The organism is Xanthomonas melonis (assembly GCF_020783655.1).
GTDB lineage: Bacteria > Pseudomonadota > Gammaproteobacteria > Xanthomonadales > Xanthomonadaceae > Xanthomonas > Xanthomonas melonis.
The window spans coordinates 23,035-45,653 of record NZ_JAJGQH010000006.1; the positions used below are offsets into that span (position 1 = coordinate 23,035).

The window sequence follows — 22,619 nt, forward strand, 5'->3', positions numbered from 1 at the left end:
TGCGCTATGGGAATGGTCAGCGAATTCAAGCAATTCGCGATGCGCGGCAACGTCATCGATCTTGCGGTCGGTGTGGTCATCGGCGCGGCGTTCGGCAAGATCGTCACCGCATTGGTGGAAAAGATCATCATGCCGCCGATCGGCTGGGCCATCGGTAACGTGGATTTTTCGCGCTTGGCGTGGGTACTCAAGCCGGCCGGGGTCGACGCTACCGGCAAGGAGATTCCGGCCGTGGTGATCGGCTACGGCGATTTCATCAACACCGTCGTGCAATTCGTGATCATCGCCTTCGCGATCTTCCTGGTGGTCAAGCTGATCAACCGTCTCAGCCATCGCAAGCCCGATGCGCCCAAGGGACCGAGCGAAGAAGTGCTGTTGCTGCGCGAGATCCGCGATAGTCTCAAGAACGGCACACTCAAGCCGCCGGTTGCGCCGTAAACGGGCCCATCCGCCGCGCACGCGGCACCGGACAATGACCTTTCACACGCAGACGGGGGACCTTGCGCTGATAAGCTCAAGGTCCCCCTGTCGTTTGGAGCCGCCTGCATGCGTCGCCTCGCTGTCGCCATTTCCGCCCTGCTCGCCTGCTCGTCTGCGCTTGCCGCGCAGACCACCATTCCCGACAGCGCGTTGCGCACCGCCGCGCAGCTGCGCGAGCAGGCGCTGGCCGACACCACCGGCTTTGCAGTGGTGGAATCGCTGACCACCGAAGTGGGCCCGCGCATCGCCGGGGGCGAGGCCGATCCGCGCGCGGTGGCCTGGGCCAAGGCCAAGTTCCAGTCGCTGGGCTTCGACAAGGTGTGGACCGAACCGGTGACCTTTCCCAAGTGGGAACGGCGTAGCGAACACGCCGCGGTGCTGGGCGCGCATGCACAACCGCTGACCATCACGGCCTTGGGTGGCAGCCCTGGGGGCAGTGTCGAGGGTGAAGTGGTGCGCTTCGAGACCCTTGCCGCGTTGCAGGCCGCGCCCGCAGGCTCGCTGGCCGGCAAGATCGCCTTCGTGGACTATCAAATGGTCAAGGCGCGCGACGGCAAGGATTACGGCAATGGCGGCGCGGTGCGCAGCAAGGGACCCTCGGAAGCGATCCGCAAGGGCGCGATCGGCTTCGTGATGCGCTCGGCCGGCACCGATTCGCATCGCGTGCCGCATACCGGCATCACCCGGTTCGACGAGGGGCTTACGCCGGTGCCGGCAGCGGCCCTGTCGGTGCCCGACGCCAACCAGCTCGCGCGCCTGGTCGCCCTGGGCGCCACACGCATCCGCCTGAGCCTGGATTGCGGCTGGGACGGCACTGCCACGTCGTACAACGTGATCGGCGAAATCACCGGCCGCAGCAAGCCCAAGGAAGTGGTGGTGATCGGCGGGCACCTGGATTCCTGGGATCTGGGCACCGGTGCGATCGACGACGGCGCTGGCGTGGCGATCACCATGGCGGCCGGCCATCTGATCGGGCAACTCGAGCAGGCTCCCAAGCGCAGCATCCGCGTGGTGGCCTTCGCCAACGAAGAACAAGGCCTGTACGGCGGCAAGGCCTATGCCGCCGCGCACGGCAAGGATGCCAAGGACATGGCGCTGCATCAGATCGGCGCGGAGAGCGACTTCGGCGCAGGGCGGATCTATGCATTCAATACCGGCTCCGTAGCGCCGGACGCGTCGCGCGCTGCGACGAGGCAGATTGCCGAGGTGTTGGCACCGCTGGGCATCGAATACGCACCGACCAAGGGCGGGCCGGGCCCGGACGTCGGCCCGATCTCCGCCAAGGGCGGTGCCTGGGCATGGCTGGCGCAGGACGGCACCGACTACTTCGATCTGCACCATACCGCCGACGACACCCTGGACAAGATCGACCCGAAGGCGCTCGCGCAGAACGTGGCCGCCTACACCGTGTTCGCGTATCTGGCGGCCGAAGCCGATGGCGATTTCGGCAGCCGCGCCCGCGCTGTACAGCCGCCGAGCGAGTAAGCTGGCAGCGCATCGCCCGCTTGCGCTTCTACTCCAGGACGAGCACACACGATGGTGGTCAAGCGCAAACGCAGTGCGAACACCGCGGCGACGTTGCTGGATGTCGCCAAGCATGCAGGCGTGTCGCCGATGACCGCTTCGCGCGTGATCAACCGCCACCCGCATGTCGGGCAGGACATGCGGGAGCGGGTGGAAGCGTCGGTACAGGCGCTGGGCTACCGGCCCAATCTGGCGGGCCGCTCGTTGCGCACCAGCGGCCTGCTGCGCATCGGCGTGCTGTACAGCAACCCGAGCGCGGCCTATCTCAATCAATTCATGCTGGGCCTGCTCGAACAGAGCAGCCTCAATGGTAGCCAGGTACTGGTGGAAAAATGCGGCGCCATCCGCAGCCAGCGCGCCGCCACCGAGCGTCTGCTGGCAGCCGGCGTGGACGGCGTGATCCTGCCGCCGCCACTGTGCGATTCGCGTCAGACCATCGCCGAACTGGATGCACGCGGGATTCCGGTGGTGGCCGTGGCCAGCGGCGCGCCGATGGCGCAGATCAGCTCGGTGCGTATCGACGACTATCAGGCGGCGCGCGCCATCGTTGCGCATCTGATCGAGCTCGGGCATCGGCGCATCGCCTTGATCAAGGGCGATCCGAAACATACGCCGAGCGCGCTGCGTGCCAACGGGTACGCCGACAGCCTGCAGGCGGCCGGTCTGGAGATCGCCGACGAACTGATCGCAGACGGGCTGTTCACCTACCACTCCGGCCTGCTCGCCGCGCGCAGCCTGCTCGCCCGTCCGCAGCCGCCGACCGCGATCTTCTGCAGCAACGACGATATGGCCGCCGCCGCGGTCGCCGTCGCGCACGGATTGGGATTACGCGTGCCCGAGGACGTCTCGGTGGCCGGGTTCGACGACACGCCGGTGGCCACCACCATCTGGCCCGAACTCACCACCGTGCATCAACCGGTGGCCGCAATGGGGCGCGCGGCGGTTTCTCTGCTGGCCGATGCGATCCGCCAGCGGCGCAAGGGCGACTCGATGACCGGCGTACACCAGGTCATGAAATACACCGTGGTCAAACGCGGCTCCACGGCAGCGCCGGCCGGAGCGTGATCGGCGTTGCCGATCGTCGCTGGATGCCATCTGCGCGACATTCCCATGCCTGCGACAGCGTACACATGTCGGAACGGCTACCGCCGCGCCGTCAGTCAGGGCGCCTCCGCACTGCTCCATGCTCGCGGCGCCGGTCGCCGGACCCGCAGCAGACGCTGTGGCATCTCGCAGGCCATGCAACGCCCAGGCCAGCAAGCAATCCTCTGATCATCGCAACGATCATGGCGGCCGCTGGGCCGCCATGATCGGAACCTCACATCACCTGCGCCGCGATGGAGTCGCAACGGTGGACGCACTGCGCGTCCATGCCGGGTCATCCACACGATGCATCGGCAGACAGGTCAGCGGCGCGGCTGCGCGCGTACCAGGGCCGATGGCGCGCTGGCGCCTGCGGCGCTGTTCGCCGTGACCATATAGTCGTAGCTCGCTCCATTGGTTACCGACTGATCGACATACGCGGCGGTGACCAGTGCGGGCGCCACCACGGCGAACGTACCGATGCCCGCGAGGCGGCGGCTGACCGTGTAGCTGCTCGCACCCGCCACCGGAGACCAGCTCAGCTTCACCCGGCCATCGCCACCAGCGGCAGTGAGCCCGCGCGTAGCGCCCGGCACCGCGCTCGGCGCCGGCGCAACCGTCGTGGCGCTGGCGGTTGCGATGACCGGATACGCGTTGTTCACCAACTCGACGAACTGGTTGTGGAACCAGGCGCCGGAGATCGGCGCGCCGGGGAAGGAGCCGGACAACACCCCATCGGCGGTCGTGTAGGTGGGATCGCACATCCGGTCGAAGCCCTTGCCCTCATTGTTGGGAATGAGGGAGCTGGAGCCGTCGGATTCGCCCGGCGGCTTGACCCAGGCATACGCATCCAGATGCGGACCAGGTGCGGCCGTCGGCAGCTCGCCGATGCCCGCGCCCTTCTGATTGCACCAGTTACCGCGGTGCAGACGGCGATCGATGCGGCCGGAATTGACGTAACTGGTGATGTCGTTACCGAAGGCGCCGCTCGGGCGATTCGGCCCGCCCCAACCATTACGTCCGGTATCGACGATGAAACCGATGGAGCTGGGCCAGCCCGCGCTGACGAACCCGTTGTACAGGGCCTGGGTAAAATCGGTCTCGTCGAAATACGGATTCCACTCGTAATACTTCGACGATTTGATCGGTTGCCCGTTGATGCTCAATTCGGGGTTGGGCAGATTCGGCTCGTTCAACGGCGTGGTATTGGCGGTATTGGTGACGAACCCGTCCACACTTGCAAGGCCCGCGGTTGTACCGAGCACCACCCTGGTGTAGAGCGAAATCGACGGGCCACGATTGCTATCCCAGCCCAGCCAGCCGGAATGGCCGATATCCAGGTAGTTGTAGGTGTTCGGGATGGCATGCAGCTTGTTGATGGCGTACTTGATGCCTTCTTCGTAAATGCCGGTGGAATTGGCCAACGCGCAGCGCATATCGTTCAAATTGGTGACCAGATTGGGAAGACTGTCCGGCTCGATCACGTTGACGATGCGAATATCCTTGTATTTCGGATCGGCGAATATCGCGGCGATCACATCGATGTATTCCTTCTTGTAACGCTCCAGCGCTGCCGGGGTCAGCGGCAATTCGCCATTGGAGGCCAGCGCGTGGCAGTCGCGGCCCGGCAGGTTGTAAATCACGAAGCTGGCCGTGATCGGCGTGTTCGGCTTCTTCTGTGCCAGTGCGGCATCCAGATGCCCTCGCAAACCCAGCCGTCCGGCGTTCTGCGAGCCTCCGCCGATCGCAGCGATGCGGTCCAGCCACACCGCGGTGGGGTAGGTCTTCACCACGCCCATCTTTGCCTTCAGCGGAAGGCCCTTGACCTTCGCGATCGATGCATCGACCTTCTTGGCGTAATCGGGATTGACATACCCGCTGGCGCCAACGAACGGATTGTCGACATGGGCTTGCGCGCCCACCGCCCCGATCAAAAACGGGTTCACTGCCAATAGCGAGAGCGCCAGCGAGCGCTTGAGATTCCGACGAATGCCTTTCCTGGTCATGACTTTCACCTTATTGATCTTCGGAGGATTATTACGAGCGTTGGACTGCAGCACGTCCTTCGATTGCCTTCGATTCTTGAAACACTCGCCGGATAGTTTCTGAGGCCGATCGAACCCGCTCCATCGGCGCATGACCGAAGAGGATTCGCACGGCATTATCTTGGCAACACCCAGCAGCTCGCGCAGCCCGGGAGTGGCTGCAAACGCCTGAAAAGGTGTAGCTAGGACTTCAGACCCGTTGCAGGCCAGGCTGTCGTCTACATTATCTTCGCGACGGTGGCCTGAGTGATGTTCGGAGTATCTCCAGGGAGCGATTGAGCGAGCAGCATCGATGCTGTGCCTGCGAACGGGGTGACCGTGTTCGCCACGCGGAAACTACGCCGCATACCAGGCATGCGCAATCTTCAAAAATTGCGTTCGGGCACAGATCCGGCGACTGTCCATGGCGACATTTCAACTGCAGGCATTAGGACACAATTGAATGTGCCAATACGCACAAAAAACGGCCGCATCGCTTCCCGACGATGCGGCCGAATGGGAGGGTACCCGACATGATCGTCGGGTGTACTGCAGCGCCGAACGCATCGGCGACGGGAAGAACGCGCAATCACCACTTGGAGAGGGACGACAGAAGATCATGTGCGACACGCCGCAGGGGTGCGCCGTGTCGCACATCGCTACATCCGATCAGAACCGCAGGCGCACGCCGGCGTAGTAACGACGCTCGAAGATGTTCTGGTCGTAGTAGTGGTTGCTCCATTGCGCGTACCGGCGCTCGCTTTCACCAGTGAGGTTGGTGGCCTGGGCATACAACGTGAGATGGTCGTTGACGTCGTAGCTCAGCGACGCATCCAGATAGCCCACGTCGTCGTTCCAGATGGCCAGCCTGTCGCCCCACGCGCCGCTATTGACCTGACTGAAGCGCTTGCTGCGCCAGTTGTAGGCCACACGCGCCTGCAACCTGTCCTTCTGGTACCACAGCACCGCATTGGCCTGGTGCTTGGAGTTGTCGCCGATCGGCAGCGTATTGCCCTCGATATCGGTATTGTCGGTGTCAGCGTCGGAGAAGGTGTAGTTGATGTTGGTGCCGAAGCCGCTGAGCCAGCCAGGCAGGAAATCGAAAGCCTGCTGATAGCCGATCTCGAAGCCCTTGATCTTGCCGCCGCCGCCGTTGACGATGCGCTCCACCGGCCCACCCAACCGCGCCACGCCGTCGGCATCGGGCTGCGGCTCGATGTTGGTGACGGTGGTGGGGAAGGACTTCACGTCGATCAGGAAGGCGCCGACGCTGATCAGCGAGGCATCGGCGAAGTACCATTCCCATGACGCGTTGTAGTTGGTGGCGCGGTACGGATCCAGATCCGGATTGCCAGAGCGTCCGTTGAGGAACAGCACCGCATCCGGCGGCAATGCGGGGTTGCGCGGTGGCGTGCCGTTGACGGCATAGAAGCTCACCAGACCGCGGCCCAGATCGGGCAGATCCTGGCGGGCGACCGCCTTGTTGTAGGCAAATCGCAGCTTCTGCGCATCGGTGATGTCCAGCGATAGATTGGCGCTGGGCAGCACGTCGGTGTACTGCCGATTCAAGCGATTGATGCCGATCGCGGGGCTGACGCCGTTCCATTCGACATTGCCGATGAACACGTTGCCACTGCTCAGATACTGATCGATCGCCAGCTTGGTCTGCACGATGCGCGCACCGATGTTCGCCGTCCACGGCAGGCGGCTGCCGATGCCGCCTTCCAGGTTGGCGAGGAAGTAGGCCGCGCTGCTCTTCTCGGTGACCTGATAGGAATCGGCGGCTTGCTGGTAGGCCACGTTGCCCGGATACAGGCTGTCGATGTAAGCGATCGGGTCCTTCATCACCTGCGGGTTGATCGCCGGCAGGCCCTGCGGCCCCAGGCCGGTGACCCTGAGCGGATCGAAATCGTTGAAGTACGCCCAATAGCCGGGAATGCTGTTGAACGGCAGCAGACGCGCTTCGGACACACCGCTGCAGGTGTCGACGATCAGCGGATCCTTGAAGTAGTACAGCGAGCGGTTCGGATCGGCACAGGTGGTCGATACCGGCGACAGGTAGCGATAGGTGTCCAGTTTGAAATCGCGCTCGCCGTAGCGGAGGCCGAACTGGAAGCCGCGTACCACGCCCTCCTCGAACTCGAAGGTACCGTCGGCACGGAAGGCATCCATTTTTGCTTCGATCTTGTTGCCCTGGGCCCAGGTGGACATCAGCTGCCAGTTGTCCGGGTTGGACACATCGGTGTCGAGGTTGACCGCCGGGTAGGTGCCGCGGAAGTCCACCGAAGCGTCCACCACCGGCAACCCGTTCGCATTGGCCCACTGGGTGACCCCACCGGCACGGGTGATGCGATCGCCGCGGGTCACCACTGCATCTGCGCGCGCTTCGTCGTAGGTGCGCTGCGCATCGCCATGCACCCAGCGGAACGAGGCGCGGAACGGGCCGCCGTCGTCGTAGCGCAGCTCCAGGTTGGTATTGAGCGCATCCGAGTCGGCCACGCCGGCCATCGAGTGCGCCTGGAAGCGGTTGTAGCGGAACCGACCGTACTCGAGCACGCCATTGCGATCGACCACCGAGCCCGGCTGCAACTGGTTGGTGGACCAGCCGGTATGCACCTGCGCGGCCACCGACGTGTCCTGGTCTTCGAGCTTGGTGTAGGCGGCGTCGGCCAGCAGCGTCCAGGAATCGTTGATGTTGAACTGGAACGAGCCGTTGACGCCGGTCCGCTGACGATCGGTACTGCGGTTGCTCAGCTCGGTGGCCACCCAGTTGTAGAAGTAGTCGCGTGGCAGGTTGGAGGCGGAGGTGTTGCTGCCGATGCGCCCGTCGCCGTTGAAATCGAAACCCACGTTCTGTTCGGTAGATTTCTGCGCACCGTTGGAATACACGCTGGGATGCTTGTTCTCCAGCGTGGCATCGGAATAGGACACCGCCAGCAGCGCGCCCCAGCGTTCGGTGCGGAAGCTGGCCAGGCCCGAATAGAGCTCGTTGAGCTCCTGCACGCGATCGCCATAGGAGCCTTCGGCCTGGCCGCTGAAGGTCCAGCCTTCGGGCAACTCGAACGGGCGGCGGGTCTTCAACGACACGGTGCCGCTGATACCGCCGTCCAGATCGGCGGCGGTCGGCGACTTGATCACATCCACGCCACTGAACAGCGTCGGCGGGATGTCGACGAAGTCCGGCTGCGCGCGACCGATGTTGGGCTGGCCGTACTGATCGCCGCCGCCGGCGCTCAGATACATTTCGCCGTTCATGGTGGTCTGTACCTGCGGCATGCCGCGGATGTTGAGTTGCGAGCCCTCGCCGGCCGAGCGCCGGATCTGCACGCCGGGCACGCGTTGCAGCGAATCGGTGATGGTGACGTCGGGCAGCTTGCCGATGTCTTCGGCCGAGATCGAGTCGATGATCTGCGCGGCGGTGCGTTTGTTCTCGATGGCCTCGGCCTGGGCGCCGCGTACGCCCTTGACCAGAATCTTGTCCAGATCGGTGACGCCAGCGGCGTTGCCAGCGTCCTGCGCGGCGGCGTGCGCGGCCGCCAGGGTGAGTGCGGCCGCCAGCGCGGCGGCCAACGGAGTGTGACGCGTACTACGATGCAGCTTGTTCATGGTCCCCTCCCAGGGATGACGACAATCCACGACCGTTTCGAATGGCAGCGCCAGAGCACTGCGGTATTGGCTGACACGCCGACCGGCGCGTCAGTGCGAACGCCGTGCATGCCACGGCGCGTCGGTTCGCAAACGCGGTTACGGAGGTCCGTTGCCCGCGTCTGTCGAAGATGCGATGTTCCAGCCACGCACCTGCAGCCTGGCACTGCGCAAGACTGCGGCCGCGGGGCCGCGGATCTCGATCTCGCGCTGTTCGCCGGGCACCAGACTCAGATAGTTGTCGCTGTAGTAGGCCGGCAGGATGCGCTGACCTTGCGCATCGACCAGGGTCAACTTGGCATTGAGTGCCACCTGTTGCGACGGATTGCGCACGCTGGCACGCAGCACCGGTTCGGCGGCGTCTTCGAGCCGTGTGGCGATCTGCAACGGCACCGCGGCCAGCGCAGTCAGGCCGCGCATGGCCGCCGCATCGCGCGCCACCCAATAGAAATTGCGTGACCGCACCAGCCCGTCGCGATCGAGCAACTGCAGGCGCACGAAGCCCAGCCCGTCGGTGGCCTCCAGTTCCGACGCCAGCTGCAGCAGCGGCGCCGAGACCGCCACCGCCGCTGCGTCCAGCCGCTGCTCGCGCCGTTGCAACAGCGCGCCCCCGATCGAATAGATCTCCGCCTGCACACGCAGCCCGCGCACCGGCGTGGTGGCATTGTTGACCACGACCACCTCGTGCCCCGGCAGGTTCATCTGCACATGCAGCATTTCGGCCGCGTTACGCACCCCGTAATACGCCGCATGGGTGTCGTAATCGTGGCTGTAGATCTGCCACATGTTGCTGGGCCAGGCCGGGTGGCTCATCCACAACAGGCGCCCGCTGTTGCGGCTCCATAGCTGCGCATTGAATCCTTCGAAGATGGCGCGATGGGTCTCGTAGTTGAGCAGTTGCGCCTTGCGCTCGAAGTCGTCCAGGTCGGTCGGCGCACCCAGCTTGTCGGTCAGCGCACGCATGAAGCTGGCAGTGTCGCCGTTACCGGACTGGTGCCAGTCGTGGTAGGCCCAGGCATCGCCGATGGGCCACTGATCCTGCGCTGCCGGAACCGATGCCTTGAACGACTCCAGGGTGGAGAACGATGGCGTGCCCACCTCCACCGAAAAGCCTTGTGCCAGGGCATCGAAGTAGGCCACCGGCTCACGGTAGTTGTAAGGCCCGCTCCCCTGCAGGTTGACCTGATTGGAGCTGCCGGTATACCAGCGCGTGCCATCGAGCTCGGCGACCAGCTTGTCCAGGCCTTCGTTGAGGATGGGTGCGGGAACGCCTTCGTTGCGTCCGAACCACAGCACGATGGACGGATGATTGCGGAAGCGTTTGATCACTTCGGCGGCGTTGTCCAGGAACAACGCCGCATCGGCGGGCTCCATGTTGTAGTTCTGGGTGGATTGCCAGAAGTCGTTGAACACCAGCATGCCGTATTCGTCGGCCAGCTCGTAGAAACTGGCTTGGGTGTTCTGTCCCACCCAGTTGCGCACCACGTTGAAATGCGCGTCGCGTTGCAAGCGAAAATAGGGCTCCAGCCGTTCGCGCGAGACGCGCTTGCGCCAATCGTCCATGCCCCAATTGCCACCCTTGACGGCAATGCGCACACCATTGATGCGGATGGCCAGGTAAGGCGTCAGCGCGTCGTCGCTCAGCGGCGTTACCGCTGGCGAGACCTGCGCACCCGGGTAGAACGACTGCGCATCGCCGCCGGGCACGGGGCGAATTGCGCTGTGACGCGCATCGACGATGCGTTCACCACGCAGCCGTGCCTTGTTGAAATCCACCATCACGCGGCGCAGCGCGCCGTCCTGGTCGAACAACGACAGCTCGTAGCTGACTTCACGGATGCCAAAGCGCAGCTGCTGCGTGTCCGAGCGGGTGCCGGCCACATCCACGCCTACCTGCAAGGTGTAGAGCGCCGGTTCGCCATAGCCGTTGGGCCACCACAGACGGGGATTGGCGATGACCAGCTCCGGCGTATCGGCCGCGGTGAGCTTGAGCGTGGTGCCACCGGACGGCACGTCGACCTGGCGCTGGATGCGCACATCGCCCATGGTCAGTTGCAGGGTGCCCTGCACCGCCGTGGTGCTGTCGTTGCGCAGCGGCACATTGATTTCAAGCTCGGCACGCCGGTGATCCGCGGCCAGCCGGGTCGTGACGACCTGGGTGTCTCCAAGCGCCACCGGCCCTGTAGCGTGCAGCTGCACGTCCTGCCACAAGCCGGCGTTGCGATCGCGTACCGCCGGAATCCAGTCCCAGCCCTCGCTGGCGATGAAGGTTGGCCCATCCAGCGCCTGCACGCCGCCGTTCTCTCCCACGCCTGCGGTCATCGATTGCTCGTGCGCAATGCCGGGATGCGGCGGCGGAGAAACCCGCACCGCAATGATATTGCGGCCGGCCTTGAGCTGCGTGCTGACATCGAAACGCCCACGTGCGAAGGCACCGCGCGTGCGCCCCACCTGCGTACCATTGACCCAGACCTCACCGGCATAGTTGATGCCGTTGAACAGCAGTTCCAGCCGCTTGCCCTGCGCTGCCGCGGGCAGATCGAAACTGCTGCGGTACCACCAGTCCTGCCGGCTCAGCGATTCGGGAATGGCCATGTTGTTGAGACCAATATCCGGATCCGGATACACGCCGCGATCGACCAGTGTGGTGAGCACCGTGCCCGGCACGGTGGCCACGCGCCAGGCTGTAGCATCACCTGCAGCATCGCCGCGCGACAGGCTGGCGCCGGTGGCCTGTGCGAGATCCGGTGCGGCAGCCAGCTGCCACGCCCCCACCCGCCACGCCGCGGCATCCAGCGGCTGCAACGCGGGCGTCTGTGGCACCGGCTTGGCCACGGGTGCAGAAAAGGCCGCCGCACTGCGCGGCAGCGTCGCCGGCGCCTGCGGTGCAATCTGGCCGGCCATCTGCTTGACCTGCACCTGCCAGGCCGGCGATGCGTCTTCAAAACGCTGCAAGGCCGCGTCAGGCGCTTTGGCCGCACGCTGCGCGACGGCTGCAGCATCCAGAGCGCCGGCCTGCGCGACGAAGCCGGAAATCTCACCGCCGAAGTGCTGCGTATATGCGGGAGGTTGTTCGCGTGGGCCGAACATCAGCACCGGCGCGACCACGCTCTGGCGTAGCGCGCCGCTGGCAACCCGACGCCCGTTGGCATACAGCGTCAACTGCCCGCCTTGCGCCACCGCCGCGACCTGCGTCCAGGTTCCGGCACGCAGTGGCTGCGTGCTGCGCAACACAGTGTCGGCGCCCTGCACGAAGCCGAGCCTGCCATTGTCGATCGTGAAATAGCGGCCTGCGGCTTGCGGCTCGCCGATACCGGCAATCAATGCCGGGCCGGCAGTCACACGGGAGGGACGCACCCAGCCCGACACGCTCCAGTCTGCGTCGGCGGCCAACAACGGTGCATCGGCAGCAAGCTTCTTTGCCAACCCCATCCCACCCGCCAACACGCGGACATCGTACGGGCCGGGCGAAGGCACATCGGCAGGCGCAGCCTCTACTGCAGCCCAGGCCATGCAACCAGACAACCACCACAGCGCTCCACGGCGGAACGCCTTGCGAACCATCAGCATTAGAGGCCTCTCCCAAGCTCTACTGCCAAGCAACGGTGCACACTACCAACATGCAATCTGCAACCGTCGATAGACGTGTTTGCGCGTTGCGTTCGGTCGTGCCGCCCGTGGCTGCCGCCCCTGTTTCAGCGGCCATGGTGCGAGGTAACGTTACCCCAAGGCGATATCGACGACAACCGTTCTGCGTTAGGGTGGTCGCTCCCAGGAGGAGGGAACCATGCAGAACCTGATCCAGCCCGTACTATCCGTGACGTGCGCCTTGCTGTGTCTTGCCGCTCTACCCGCGTCGGCGCAGCGCTTGAGCGTGCAATCGCCAGATGCACGTACCCAGGTGGAATTCACCCTGGCCGAGGGCGGCGTGCCGAGCTATCGCGTGCTGTACCGCAACACGATCGTGCTCGACGACGCGCCACTCGGACTGGATCTTGGCAAGGCCGGCAAGCTCGGTCGCGGCATGATCGTGCAGGGCAGTACGACCGACACGCACGACAGTCACTTTGCATTGCCGGTCGGAAAGACCCGGCAGGCGCGCGACCATTACCGCGCGTTGCGCGTGCAGCTCTCCGACCCGCAACAGCGACGCCTGGACGTCGAGCTACGCGCCTACGACGAGGGCGTGGCGCTGCGTTACGTATTGCCGGATGCAGGCGATGTGCGCATTCGCGATGAGCTCACCAGCTTCGCCTTCCCGCGTGATTACGCGTGCTGGACATTGAACCTGGGCCGTTTCGGCACCAGCCACGAGGGCGAATACGACGCCATCGCCGCGTCGAAGTTGCGTCCGCACAATCTGCTCGAGTTGCCGCTGGTCTGCCAGACCGATGCCAAGGGCACCACACTGGCGATCGGCGAGGCGAACCTGCGCGATTACGCCGGCCTGTATCTCACCGGACGCGCCGAAGGCGGGCTGGGTGTGTCGGCAAGACTGTCGCCGCGCCTGGACGACCCCAGGCTGGCGGTCAGCTTCGATGCGAAGGGGCGCGATTTCGCTACACCCTGGCGCGTGATCATGCTGGGCGACACCCCGGCGAGCCTGATCGAATCCAATCTGATTTCCGCATTGAATCCGCCGCCGGCATTCGATACGCGCTGGGTGCGGCCAGGTAAATCGGCCTGGGACTGGTGGTCCGGCAGCCTGGCCAGCGGCGTGGCCGATCCGGGCATGAACACCGCCACCATCCGGCGTTACATCGACCACGCGCAGCAACTGAAACTGCAATACATGCTGATCGACGACGGCTGGTACTACGGCAGCACCGGCGATGGCCAATACAACGCCGATGCGGATATCCGCCGCCCGGTGGCGCAGCTGGATCTGCCGGGCCTGGTGGCGTACGCGCGCGAACGCAACGTCGGCCTGTGGCTCTGGGCGCACTGGCGCGCGCTCGATGCGCACATGGACGAGGCACTGGCGTGGTATCAACAACTCGGCATCAAGGGCATCAAGGTCGACTTCATGGACCGCGACGACCAGCAGATGGTGGACTTCTACCATCGCCTGCTGGGCAAGGCCGCCGAGCACAAACTGCTGGTGAATCTGCATGGGGCCTATCACCCCACCGGCCTGACCCGCACCTACCCCAACTATCTCACTCAGGAAGGCGTGCTGGGCGCCGAGTACAACAAGTGGACAGCGCGCATCACCGCCACGCACAACCTCACGCTACCGTTCACGCGCATGCTGCTCGGGCCGATGGATTACACGCCAGGCGGCTTCCGCAACGTGCGCCCGGCCGAGTTCAAGTGGCAGCACATCGCACCGCAGGTGATGACCACGCGGGCACAGCAATTGGCGATGTATGTGGTGTACGAAAGTCCGTTCGCGGTGGTGGCAGACAGCCCGGAGCAGTACGAGAACGTGCCGGCGGCGCAGTTCCTGCGCGATGTGCCGGCAAGCTGGGATGAGACGCGCGCGCTCGATGGCGCCATCGGCGAACACATCGCACTGGCGCGGCGTCGCGGCAAGGACTGGTACGTAGGCGCGATGACCAACGAGCAGGCCCGCACGCTCGACTTGCCGTTGTCGTTCCTCGGCAAGGGCCGCTGGACCGCCACGATCTATGCCGACGGACAGGCGCCGACCGAGGTGCGGATCGACACCCGCAAGCTCACCCGCGACGACAGCCTGCAACTGGTACTGGCCGCGAACGGCGGGGCAGCGGTGCGACTGCGGAGGGACTGAAGATGAGGTGCGAGTGGCCCGGTTGCGCGACTCGCACCTCCGATCGTCTGCGCGGGCGTTTGCCCTATCCTCTGGCAGCACGGCCGCAGCATTGCCTTGCAGCTCGATTCCCGCCTGCCCCACCGATCGGCAGCCGGCTGCCTCGCTCCACCTGATGGACATCGCCATGCCTCGCCACTCGGCAAGCCATGAGCCAATCGCCGACGATCAGTTGCCTGATCGAAACAGACACCAACGCATCGACTGGTCGCACTCGGCGAAGGCCGGAGACCATTGGCGGAAAGTGGCTGCACGATGCAGCACTTTCGTGCAGCTCCAGTGCGATCGACCACAGGAGTCGCACGCATTCACTGTCGCAAGCATCAACGCGCTTGCAGTGGTCGGCGCTGGTCGCTGCGGACCGCCATCTGGCTGCGTCGGCGCTACACCGTGAATCCACAACCACCGCGTTGCGCGCCGCACGTGACCGCGCGCACCCTTGCGCAAGCAGACTCGCATCTGCCTTGCCAACGGCCAAGGGCGCAGCGGCATTCGCTTAGCCGATTGCGCTTGGCGTGTGTCTGATGTCACGCATTACGCTTTCAGTGAACATTTCAGATGAAGAGAACCTAGTATGCGCACGCCTTCATCGTAGAGACGTGCAATCGAGCGCATCTGCAGACGCCACTACGCGCTGACGGCACGGCCCTGCACGGTTGGCCGCGTGCCGGCCGCCTTGCTCCGGCCACAGGAAACGCTTCATGCCCCCTCGTTCGATTCGATCGCTGCCCTTGCGCAGCGGCATTGCCGCGCTCGTCCTTTGCATGGCGGCTGCCGCCCATGCGGCTCCCCTGCTGCAGATCTCCGTCTCCCCCGCCAGCGACCAGTACGTCGACCAGTTGATGCCGCCACTGCTGCAGGTGCCGGCCACCGCACGCACGACTGCAATACAAACGGCAGGCGCCGGTCTGGACAGCGCGGTATCGCGCGCGCATCCGCAGGTGACAGCGGACTTCCGGCGATTCCTGCAGGCAGAAGCGCAGGCCAGCTACGCCAACCGCGACGCCACGGCGAAGGTTGCCGGCCCTGCGGCGTTCGCGCAGATGCAGCGCTATCTGTTCAATCGCTACAACGGCCTGAGCGTACTGCGCAGCGTGCGACAGGGCAGCAAGGTGTTCGACTGCATTCCGCGTGCGCAGCAGCCGGCGTTACGCGATGGGAGCGCGCCCGCGCTGCCACCTCCCGTTGCGCCCGGTATCAGCACGGGTGCCGGCCTGGACGCGGCGCAACGCTGCGATGCCGGCAGTGTGCCGCTACAGCGCGTCGGCCTGGCCGAGCTGGCCCGCCACGCGACACTGCAGGCCTATCTGCGCGGCACCACGCCGCGTGTCACCGAGCCGACCCCGACACCCCGGCTCGGCGTCGCGCAGGATGCCGCATCGGTCGTGCATTACTACTCCACCATCTATCTGGACACCGCCGGCTCGCCGGTGACCGGCGCCGGTGCAGATCTCAACACCTGGGTGCCGGCCGTGCGTGCGAACGATGCGCAGTCGATCAGCCAGATCTGGCTGGGCGGCTACACGCCTCAAGGCCAGATCCAGACACTGGAAGCCGGCTGGCAGACCCAGCCCGGTGCAGGCTGGGGAACCACCCCCATCCTGTTCATCTACTCCACCCAGGACGGCTACATCACCACCGGCTGCCATAACCTGGATTGCGCCGACTTCGTGCAGACCAGTACCGCGAACGTGCTCGGCGCCGCACCGCCGGGCGGCTTCAGCACCGCTGGCGGCAAGCAGGCACTGCTGCATGTGGAATTCCAGCGCAACGCCGAGGGTTACTGGTGGTTCGGCTTGAACGGCGAATGGATCGGCTACTACAAGGCCGAGCTCTACGCAGGCGATATCGCGGAGGGAAGTACCGACATCTTCATTTCCGCCGGTGGCGAAATCTCGACGTGGGACGGTCGCCCCAGCGCACCAATGGGCAGCGGACGGTTCGCTTCGGCCGGCTATCGGCAGGCAGCGTTCCAGGCCAACCATTTCTACCGCGACGCGAACATGGCCACCCGGCCCGCACAGCGCCTGTCATCGATGAGCGTGGAGCGGCCCGCCTGCTACACACTGGCGATCGCCGGCTACGGGTATCCGTACGCCCTGGGCACCGGCGTTTCGCGCACCACGTTGTCGCCGGAGATGCGCAACGGCGGCATCTACTTCGGTGGCCCGGGCTGCGCACGCTGAGCCGCAGCACCTGCGCGCAGTGCTGCAGTGCGCGTTGCGGCACAGGTAACGGCAACGCCGCAGGCGAGTCGCGCAGGGAGTGCGGCTGGCGACAGCGTGCATGTCGCCGGTTGCACGCCATGGGAAACGTGCTGCACCGACCGTGCAGCGCGTGGTCGGGCGTGCCAGCGTGTCGCGTGCGACGTGCTGGGAACAAGCACCACGCCCCGGCGGCACCATGCACGCGAACGCCTTGTCTATCGAACGGCATCCCATCGCTTCGGCAATGGGGTGCGCCTCATGGCAGGTCCAGGCCCGCGCACACCGCCGGGCGGGCATCCTTGATCTGCTGCACGCCACCCCCATCGAACTGCAACGCCGCATGCCCCGGCGCAAACGCCGGCCACGCAGGCAGGCCGCTGGCATTGGGATTTCCGCGCTGCACGAACGCGGCCCAATAGCGCTGCAGGCTCACCGCTGGCTTGCCGATCGGCAGGTTCTTGAACAGGAACGGCAGCTCGGCGCTGTGGGTCACCTGCGCGCCCGGCGCGGCGGTGTCGAACACGTAATGCCACACCGGCACGCCTACTGCCGCCTGGCGCTGGGCGACCGTGACGGCAGGGCAGCGGAAGGTGAGATCGGTGGACAGCTGCATGGACGCATTGCCCTGGCGCGCCGCACGCTGCTCGGCATGTGCGCGCTGTGCCTGCAGCACGCGATCGGCACGATCGGGATAGTCGCGGCGCAGACGCGCCTGCGCACCCTGCTCGCCGCCATAGGTGAGCTCCTGCACCACATAACCGATCAGCAGCGGCACCTTGGCTTGCGCACCGCTGGCCAGCAGCTCGGCCGGCGCGCGCGGCAGCACGCGCCCATCCACGACCGCCTGCAACCAGATGTAGCCGTCGTCGTCCAGCGCCGGCACGTCCACGCCCTGCCCGGCCTTGAGCAGTTGCTCCGCCGGCAGCGCACGCAACTGCGCCAGGCGCGTGGCTGGATCGTCGATGCCGGCGCGCTGGGCGATGCTCACGCCCAGCGCGCGGTTCTCTTCCAGGCTGCGCGCCGGCAGCCCGAACCCCGCGGTACCGCTCTGCTCGATCGCCGCCGAAAACAGGCCACGCGCCAACGGGCTGAGCATCAGCAGGCCCACGTCCTGGCCGCCGGCCGACTGCCCGGCGATGGTGACGCGCGCAGGGTCGCCACCGAACGTCGCGATGTTGTCGCGCACCCAGCGCAAGGCCGCGATCTGATCGAGCAGGGCGTAGTTGCCGGCCGCTTCGTTCTCGCCATCGCGCAGTTCCGGCAGCGACAGGAACCCCAGTGCGCCCAGCCGATACTGCAGCGTCACCACCAGCATGTTCTGCGCGACCAGGTTGGTGGGCAGATGCCCGTCCGCACCGCCGGCCACATTGGCGCCGCCATGGATCCACACGAATACCGGCAGGGGCTTGGCCGGATGCAACGTGGGCGTCTGCACTTCCACGTACAGGCAGTCTTCGCTGCCGCGGCTGGCCATCGCGTTGTTCCAGCCCAGCGCAGGCTGCACGCACGGGGTGGCGGCCTGGGTGGCGTCGCGCACCTGCGTCCACGCGGCCACCGGTTGCGGCGGCCGCCAGCGCAGCGCGCCAAGCGGCGGCGCGGCGAACGGAATCTTGCGGAACACCGCGCTGCCGTCGTCCTGCCACTGCCCACGTACCGCACCGTGGTCGGTCATGACTTCCGGTGGCGCGGCGGGCGCGGATGGCGTGGCAGCAACGGCACTGCCGGTGAGAACACACAGGGCAGCAAGCGCCCAGGCAGATACACGCATCAGAGATCTCCGGTGATCACACGGGCTCGCCAGGCGGCCTGGAAAACGGCGGTGGCCGAGGCCACATTGAGGCTTTCGACCTTGCCGCTGCCGCCGATGGACAGCTGCAGATCGCAGCTGCGCGCGAACTGCCGATCCATGCCTTCGCTCTCTGCACCCATGACATAGACCAGACGGTGCGGCAGCCGGGCAGCGAACACGTCCTGGCCGCCTTCCACCAGCGTGGCGGCCACTGCAAACCCGGCCTGGCGCAAGTGCGCCAAAGCCTGCTCGGTGTCCGGCAGCTGCACCAGCGGCACCGCCTCGGCGCCGCCTTCGGCCACGCGAGCCGCGGCGCCGGACAGCCCCAGCGTGGAGCCGGCCGGCAGCAACAGCCCGGCCACATCGAAGTGCGCCGACGAGCGCAGGATCGCGCCGAAGTTATGCGGGTTGCCCACGCCATCCAGCCACAGCGCCAGCACCGGGCCTGGCGGCAGCGCAGCCAGCCATTCCTGTAACGGTTGCGGCGATACCCGCAGCACGTCGGCCACCACGCCCTCGTGATGCGCGCTGGCGGCGAGCTTGTTGAGATCGGCCTCTTCGACCACGCGGTAGCCGATGCGCTGAGCCACGCACCACGCCAGCAGCGCCTTGAACTGCGGAATGCGCGCCTGGCTCAGATACAGCTTGCGCAGCGCCTGCGGGCGCGCCTTGAACACGGCCTGCACTGCATTGATACCGTACAGGCGCAGTTCGCGCGCGTTGCCGGGCGGCGGCGCTGCGGAGGGGCCGGCGTCGGGCGCGCGGTGCGCAGGCGGGTTGTGCGTGGCGGTGCGCGGCGCAGCGCGGCCCCAGGGGTTGTGCTGGCTGCCTGATGGCCTGCCGCCATCGCGTGGCGGCCGTGGGCCGCGTCCATCGTGCTGTGTCATCGTTGTATCCAGAAGTTCGCGTGCAGTGCGGTGCAACCTGGGCCGTGGCGCCATTACGGGCGCTCCGCGTCCCCGCGTCGCAGCGCCGGCCGAAGCCGCCGCCGCGAGCGCAGTGGCCGATGGTAAGCCAGTGCGCTGCGCCGCGCGTTGCCGATCCCTGCATGCGGGTGCAACGTCGCAACGCGTCCGGGTGCTCGCCTCGCCAATAGCCGATGCGAGGCAACGGACTGCAGCTGACGCGGCGCGCCACCGTCCTGCTTGCCATGCACCTACCCGGGCCGGCCAGGCCGCGTCGGCCGCAATCAGCGCTTGGCGGTTTGTGCCTGCTTGAGCGCGGCGCACAGGCGGATGGCTTCGCCGGTCTGGGCCATTCCGCGATCGGCACCGCTGAGGCTGGCCAGACGCGGCTTGAAGAACGCCTCCATGCGGTCGGCCTCCGCGCTGCTGCAGCCGCCGCTCGCCCCCAGCGCCGGCAAGCCGCCGCCATCGAACGAACCGCTACGCTGCACGATGCGATCGAAGTTGGCGGTGAACCACGGCCACATCGAGTCGTGCGAAGCCGGCTCGGCGTGTCCCTGCCGCAGCAGGCTCTTCATCTCGCCGACCTTGATCGCATCGGTGAGGGCGAAGTCGCGCACACGCGTCAGCAGGGCAGGATCCTGCACCGATCCCAGCGCCGCGATCATCGCGTTGCGCTGCGCCGGGTCGGCATGCGTGCGCAGCGCCCCGATCAGCGCATCCACGGCGGGTGCGCCACGCTCCTGCGCGGTGACCGCCAGCGTGGTGTCGAGCAGATCGGGGTTGGCGGCGGAAAAATCCAGCGCACCCGCGCCGCCGGCCAGCACCGTATCGCCCTGGGCAAGCAGCGCCTTGCGCACCTCCGGGTGTTGCAGGCGCAGCGCGAACAGGCTGACCAGCGAGCTTCTTAGCGCGGTGTCGTCGATCGATTCGCCGCTGCGCCGTGCGTAGCCCAACTGGCGCAGACGCGGCAGATACGCCTGTTCGGCGACCTTGCGCAAGGCGTTGCGCTGCGCATCGGTGCCGGCCTGATGACGCCAGATCCAGCCAAACCGGCCGACCAACGCGGTCGAGACATCTGCCGATGCGGAGGGCGCCAGCTGCTTGATCGCCGCCAGCACCGCATCGTTGCCGGCATCGCCGCGCCGGTAGGCTGCATCGATGGCATCGGCATAGGCCAGTTGCTCGCTGTCGTCGAGCTGGGCGACCTGTTTGCCCAGGGCGGCCAATTGCTTGCTCGGCAGACTGAAACGGTAGTAACCGGCGCCCTGCGCGTTCGGGAACACCCAGGTGTTCTTGCCGGCCCCCTCCAGCACGATGCTGCCGCTGGCGCTGTCCAGCAGCTGGCAGGCCGTGCCGACCTGATTCTTGCCCTTGCCGTACTTCACGCACACCGGCACGCCCCACTGCTGAGCAGCAGAGCCGGTGGAGCCCAGTGGCAGGTAGCGTTGCTGCTGCAGCCTGACCACGGTCTTGCCGCCTTCGCGGGCGAGCTGGGTCTGCAGGTATGGCACGCCCGGCTGGTCGAGGAAGCTGCGGAAGGCCGCCTTGAACGCATCGTCCTTGCCGGCGGCGCTGGCGATCGCATCGACCAGATCGTCGGCGGTGGCGTTGGCGAACTTGTGCTCGGCGATGTAGGCGCGCATGCCCTGGCGGAACACCTCTTCGCCGACGAACGCCTCGAACATGCCGAGTACCGCCGCACCCTTCTGGTAGGTGATGCCGTCGAACGCGGTTTCGATGTCGCCATTGCCGGTGATCGGCTGGCGGATCTTGCGTGCGCTCACCAGGCTGTCGTTGTCCATCGCGCGTTGCGCACCGCCGCTGCGGTCCAGATTGGCGCGGTATTCCGGATGCAGCTGCATGGTGATCTTCTGCTGCATCCAGGTGGCGAACGCCTCGTTCAACCACAGGTCGTCCCACCATTCCATGGTCACGGTGTCGCCGGTCCACTGGTGCGCCAGTTCATGCGCGTTGACGTTGAAGGAGCGCTGCAGGTTCTCGGCTGGCGAATTCTTGTCCAGCAGCAACAGCCAGTCGCGGAAGGTGACGAAGCCGGGGTTTTCCATCGCGCCGGCGCTGAAATCCGGCGCCGCCACCAGATCGAGCTTGTCGAAGGGATAGCCGAAGGCGTAATAGTCCTCCAGCGCGGCGATGATGGCCGGGGTCTGGTCCAGCGCGGGCGTGATGCGCGGGCCCTGCCCCTTGGCCGCGATGCCGCGCAACGGGGTGGCCGTGGGCCGCTGCGGCGTGGCCGGCATCGCCGGCACGTCCACCACGTCCCACGGACCGGCCGCGTACGCGACCAGATACGTGGGCAACGGCACGGTCGGGGCGAAGGTCACCGTCTTCCAGCCCTTGCCGGCTGGCTTGGTCGAGGTGGCGATGGTATTGGCCAGCGCCTGGTCGTCCTTGGGCACGGTCAGGCTGATGTCGAACGGCGTCTTGAACGCCGGCTCATCGAAGCCGGGAAACGCGTAGCGCGCGCTGATCGGCTCCATCTGCGTCATCGCGTACGCATTGCCCTGGAACTTCACCTGATACAGGCCCTGCAGTTGCTGGTTGAGCGGCGCGCTGTAGCTGATGTCCACGCTCAGCGTCTGCGGCTTGAGCGTGCGGCCGAATTCCAGCCGCACCACACCGGCCTGCGCATCGGCCTGCACGTAACGTGCAGTGAGCGGCTTGCCCTTGGCCGGCTTCACGGTGGCCTTGCTCACCTTCAGCTCCTTGCCGTGCAGCCACAGGTGATCGGAGGCCTGCTTGAGCTGCACCCGGATGGTGGTGCGGCCGCTGAATTGCGCCTGCTCGGGGTCGATCTTCAGCGCCAGGCTGTAGCGCTCGGGCACCGCCCAGGTCGGCAGCCTGCCATTGGGCACCGGCTCGCCGGCGGATTGGGCCAGCGCGGTGCCGCAGCACAGTGCGAGGACGGAAGGAGCGAGCAAGCAGGCAAGACGACGCATTCGAGACTCCGGTCAGGGCAACCGCGCAAGTCGACCACAGACCGGCACGGCTGTCATGTGGCCTGGCTTTTCGCAGGCCGCGCCGGCGGATGGGCAGCGCCTTGCCGGGGCCCTCGTTCGGCGTGCGCAGCGCACGCCACCGCGCGCTGATCATCGCCTCCCGGCACCTCAGCAATCATCGCGCTGCCTTCTCCGCAGGCGAGCGACCGCC

Annotated in this window: 11 protein-coding genes; 5 read left to right on the forward strand and 6 right to left on the reverse strand. The window is 66.2% G+C overall.

Translation table 11 applies throughout. From position 1 onward, the window contains the following. Nucleotides 1–6 precede the first annotated feature (6 nt). The 3 genes from mscL to LL964_RS07355 all read left to right on the forward strand — a co-directional run bounded on the left by mscL (nt 7) and on the right by LL964_RS07355 (nt 3,069). The gene (gene mscL, locus LL964_RS07345; protein WP_104586676.1) at nt 7–438 is read left to right on the forward strand and encodes a large-conductance mechanosensitive channel protein MscL; all 432 of its coding nucleotides are present in this window, start codon (nt 7–9) and stop codon (nt 436–438) included. A gap of 108 nt (nt 439–546) precedes the next feature. Continuing rightward, entirely contained in the window at nt 547–1,965 is a 1,419-nt protein-coding gene (locus tag LL964_RS07350) for a M28 family peptidase (protein WP_104586677.1), read from the forward strand. 51 nt (nt 1,966–2,016) lie between these two features. Further along, the gene (locus LL964_RS07355) at nt 2,017–3,069 is read left to right on the forward strand and encodes a LacI family DNA-binding transcriptional regulator (RefSeq protein ID WP_104586678.1); all 1,053 of its coding nucleotides are present in this window, start codon (nt 2,017–2,019) and stop codon (nt 3,067–3,069) included. A 341-nt stretch (nt 3,070–3,410) separates the two neighbouring features. Here LL964_RS07355 and LL964_RS07360 read toward each other — a convergent pair whose 3' ends face one another. The 3 genes from LL964_RS07360 to LL964_RS07370 all read right to left on the reverse strand — a co-directional run bounded on the left by LL964_RS07360 (nt 3,411) and on the right by LL964_RS07370 (nt 12,326). Further along, complete coding sequence (locus LL964_RS07360; protein WP_228329400.1) at nt 3,411–5,093, reverse strand: glycoside hydrolase family 6 protein; 1,683 nt, start codon at nt 5,091–5,093, stop codon at nt 3,411–3,413. Nucleotides 5,094–5,780: 687 nt separating this feature from the next. Further along, nucleotides 5,781–8,717 (reverse strand): TonB-dependent receptor, encoded by a 2,937-nt coding sequence (locus LL964_RS07365; RefSeq protein WP_104586679.1) that lies wholly within the window; start codon nt 8,715–8,717, stop codon nt 5,781–5,783. Between the two features lie 138 nt (nt 8,718–8,855). Beyond that, nucleotides 8,856–12,326, reverse strand: a complete 3,471-nt coding sequence (locus LL964_RS07370) for a glycosyl hydrolase 2 galactose-binding domain-containing protein (protein WP_104586680.1) — start codon at nt 12,324–12,326, stop codon at nt 8,856–8,858. Nucleotides 12,327–12,543: 217 nt separating this feature from the next. Between LL964_RS07370 and LL964_RS07375 the strand changes: the two genes are divergently transcribed. Then, on the forward strand, nt 12,544–14,508 hold the full coding sequence (locus tag LL964_RS07375; protein ID WP_104586681.1) for a glycoside hydrolase family 97 protein: 1,965 nt from the start codon (nt 12,544–12,546) through the stop codon (nt 14,506–14,508). Nucleotides 14,509–15,311: 803 nt separating this feature from the next. Further along, nucleotides 15,312–16,733, forward strand: a complete 1,422-nt coding sequence (locus tag LL964_RS07380) for a neprosin family prolyl endopeptidase (protein ID WP_228316013.1) — start codon at nt 15,312–15,314, stop codon at nt 16,731–16,733. Between the two features lie 277 nt (nt 16,734–17,010). Here the strand turns inward: LL964_RS07380 and LL964_RS07385 are convergent, their stop codons facing one another. From LL964_RS07385 to LL964_RS07395, 3 genes are all read right to left on the reverse strand, one after another. Continuing rightward, complete coding sequence (locus LL964_RS07385) at nt 17,011–18,522, reverse strand: carboxylesterase/lipase family protein (protein ID WP_104586682.1); 1,512 nt, start codon at nt 18,520–18,522, stop codon at nt 17,011–17,013. After that, entirely contained in the window at nt 18,522–19,430 is a 909-nt protein-coding gene (locus tag LL964_RS07390) for a TrmH family RNA methyltransferase (protein WP_104586683.1), read from the reverse strand. Before LL964_RS07390 ends, LL964_RS07385 begins: the two co-directional genes overlap by 1 nt. Nucleotides 19,431–19,732: 302 nt before the next feature. After that, nucleotides 19,733–22,408, reverse strand: coding sequence for a M1 family metallopeptidase (locus LL964_RS07395; RefSeq protein ID WP_104586684.1), 2,676 nt, complete (start codon nt 22,406–22,408; stop codon nt 19,733–19,735). Nucleotides 22,409–22,619 lie beyond the last annotated feature (211 nt).

Bases quoted from the DNA above. Each gene is read 5' to 3' on its own strand.
- LL964_RS07350 (WP_104586677.1), top strand. From the start codon at position 547: ATGCGTCGCCTCGCTGTCGCCATTTCCGCCCTGCTCGCCTGCTCGTCT.
- mscL (WP_104586676.1), top strand. From the start codon at position 7: ATGGGAATGGTCAGCGAATTCAAGCAATTCGCGATGCGCGGCAACGTC.
- LL964_RS07370 (WP_104586680.1), bottom strand. From the start codon at position 12,326: ATGCTGATGGTTCGCAAGGCGTTCCGCCGTGGAGCGCTGTGGTGGTTG.
- LL964_RS07355 (WP_104586678.1), top strand. From the start codon at position 2,017: ATGGTGGTCAAGCGCAAACGCAGTGCGAACACCGCGGCGACGTTGCTG.
- LL964_RS07380 (WP_228316013.1), top strand. From the start codon at position 15,312: ATGGCGGCTGCCGCCCATGCGGCTCCCCTGCTGCAGATCTCCGTCTCC.
- LL964_RS07360 (WP_228329400.1), bottom strand. From the start codon at position 5,093: ATGACCAGGAAAGGCATTCGTCGGAATCTCAAGCGCTCGCTGGCGCTC.
- LL964_RS07365 (WP_104586679.1), bottom strand. From the start codon at position 8,717: ATGAACAAGCTGCATCGTAGTACGCGTCACACTCCGTTGGCCGCCGCG.
- LL964_RS07390 (WP_104586683.1), bottom strand. From the start codon at position 19,430: ATGACACAGCACGATGGACGCGGCCCACGGCCGCCACGCGATGGCGGC.
- LL964_RS07385 (WP_104586682.1), bottom strand. From the start codon at position 18,522: ATGCGTGTATCTGCCTGGGCGCTTGCTGCCCTGTGTGTTCTCACCGGC.
- LL964_RS07375 (WP_104586681.1), top strand. From the start codon at position 12,544: ATGCAGAACCTGATCCAGCCCGTACTATCCGTGACGTGCGCCTTGCTG.
- LL964_RS07395 (WP_104586684.1), bottom strand. From the start codon at position 22,408: ATGCGTCGTCTTGCCTGCTTGCTCGCTCCTTCCGTCCTCGCACTGTGC.